Genomic DNA, 2,756 nt, shown 5'->3' on the forward strand with positions numbered 1-2,756 from the left:
GGCGTAGTGGGTGAGACCCCCGTAGGTGAAACATCGCGGCCTCCCTGGGAGTGCCTCCCGAGTAGCACGGGGCTCGTGGAATCTCGTGTGAATCTGCCAGGACCACCTGGTAAGCCTAAATACTTCCTGATGACCGATAGCGGACAAGTACCGTGAGGGAATGGTGAAAAGCACCCCGGGAGGGGAGTGAAATAGTACCTGAAACCGTGTGCCTACAATCCGTCGGAGCTCACTTGTTGGGTGACGGCGTGCCTTTTGAAGAATGAGCCTGCGAGTTAGTGGTGCGTGGCGAGGTTAACCCGGGTGGGGTAGCCGTAGCGAAAGCGAGTCCGAATAGGGCGTTTTAGTCGCGTGCTCTAGACCCGAAGCGGAGTGATCTACCCATGGCCAGGTTGAAGCGTGGGTAAGACCGCGTGGAGGACCGAACCCACCAGGGTTGAAAACCTGGGGGATGAGCTGTGGGTAGGGGTGAAAGGCCAATCAAACTCCGTGATAGCTGGTTCTCCCCGAAATGCATTTAGGTGCAGCGTCACGTGTTTCTTGCTGGAGGTAGAGCTACTGGATGGCCGATGGGCCCCACCGGGTTACTGACGTCAGCCAAACTCCGAATGCCGGTAAGTGAGAGCGTGGCAGTGAGACTGCGGGGGATAAGCTTCGTAGTCGAGAGGGAAACAGCCCAGATCATCAGCTAAGGCCCCTAAGCGTGTGCTAAGTGGGAAAGGATGTGGAGTTGCGCAGACAACCAGGAGGTTGGCTTAGAAGCAGCCACCCTTGAAAGAGTGCGTAATAGCTCACTGGTCAAGTGATTCCGCGCCGACAATGTAGCGGGGCTCAAGTACACCGCCGAAGCTGTGGCACTCACACGTGAAACCCCAAGCAGCGAAGCTTGCTTCGACTGTCTTGCAGGTGTGTGGGTGGGTAGGGGAGCGTCGTGTGTGGGGTGAAGCAGCCTGGTGATGGGTTGTGGACTGCACGCGAGTGAGAATGCAGGCATGAGTAGCGAATGACGGGTGAGAAACCCGTCCGCCGATTGACCAAGGGTTCCAGGGCCAGGTTCATCCGCCCTGGGTAAGTCGGGACCTAAGGCGAGGCCGACAGGCGTAGTCGATGGACAACGGGTTGATATTCCCGTACCGGTGTAGAACCGCCCATGATCAGGCCGGGGATGCTAAGCACCCAAAGCCGCTCGTTGCCTTCGGGCGCGGGTTGGTGGAGCGTGTGGCCCGATCCGGTAGTAGTCAAGCGTGTTAACAGGGGTGACGCAGGAGGGTAGCTTCCGCGTGGCGATGGTTGTCCACGTCCAAGGGTGTAGGGCGAGAGGTTGGCAAATCCGCCTCTCATGTAGCCTGAGACCTGATGGTGACCCCTCAAGGGGGAAGTAGGGTGATCCCATGCTGCCTAGAAAAGCCTCGGCGCGAGGTTCGAGCCGCCCGTACCCTAAACCGACTCAGGTGGTCAGGTAGAGAATACCGAGGCGATCGAGTGAATCGTGGTTAAGGAACTCGGCAAAATGCCCCCGTAACTTCGGGAGAAGGGGGGCCTGAGGCGTGAAGCCCTTCGCGGGCTAGCGTTTGAGGGCCGCAGAGACCAGGGGGAAGCGACTGTTTACTAAAAACACAGGTCCGTGCGAAGTCGCAAGACGATGTATACGGACTGACGCCTGCCCGGTGCTGGAACGTTAAGGGGACCGGTTACTCCACGCAAGTGGGGGACGCTGAGAACTTAAGCGCCAGTAAACGGCGGTGGTAACTATAACCATCCTAAGGTAGCGAAATTCCTTGTCGGGTAAGTTCCGACCTGCACGAATGGCGTAACGACTTCCCTGCTGTCTCAACCGCGAACTCGGCGAAATTGCACTACGAGTAAAGATGCTCGTTACGCGCAGCAGGACGGAAAGACCCCGGGACCTTCACTATAGCTTGGTATTGGTGTTCGGGACGGCTTGTGTAGGATAGGTGGGAGACTGTGAAGCGGGCACGCTAGTGCTGGTGGAGTCGTCGTTGAAATACCACTCTGGTCGTTCTGGATGTCTAACTTCGGTCCGTGATCCGGATCAGGGACAGTGCCTGGTGGGTAGTTTAACTGGGGCGGTTGCCTCCTAAAGAGTAACGGAGGCGCCCAAAGGTTCCCTCAGCCTGGTTGGCAATCAGGTGTTGAGTGTAAGTGCACAAGGGAGCTTGACTGTGAGACCGACAGGTCGAGCAGGGACGAAAGTCGGGACTAGTGATCCGGCCGTGGAGTGTGGAATCGCGGTCGCTCAACGGATAAAAGGTACCCCGGGGATAACAGGCTGATCTTGCCCAAGAGTCCATATCGACGGCATGGTTTGGCACCTCGATGTCGGCTCGTCGCATCCTGGGGCTGGAGTAGGTCCCAAGGGTTGGGCTGTTCGCCCATTAAAGCGGTACGCGAGCTGGGTTTAGAACGTCGTGAGACAGTTCGGTCCCTATCCGCTGCGCGCGTTGGAAACTTGAGAAGGGCTGTCCCTAGTACGAGAGGACCGGGACGGACGAACCTCTGGTGTGCCAGTTGTCCTGCCAAGGGCATGGCTGGTTGGCTACGTTCGGAAGGGATAACCGCTGAAGGCATCTAAGCGGGAAGCCTGCTTCGAGATGAGGTTTCCGTGCCCCGTAAGGGGTGGGAGGCTCCCTGGAGATGACGGGGTTGATAGGCCGGGTGTGGAAGCAACGACTAGCGAGTTGTGGAGCTGACCGGTACTAATAGGCCGATCACTTGTCTACCACGCACCAGCTGCC

1 rRNA gene is annotated in these 2,756 nt (G+C 58.0%); it reads left to right on the top strand.

The window, feature by feature from the left end:
* A 23S ribosomal RNA gene (locus ACRYR2_RS24950) occupies positions 1-2,741 on the top strand; the annotation flags it as partial.
* Between the last annotated feature and the right edge of the window lie 15 nt (positions 2,742-2,756).

This window comes from Kineococcus deserti (assembly GCF_050871945.1).
In the GTDB taxonomy this organism is placed as follows: domain Bacteria; phylum Actinomycetota; class Actinomycetes; order Actinomycetales; family Kineococcaceae; genus Kineococcus.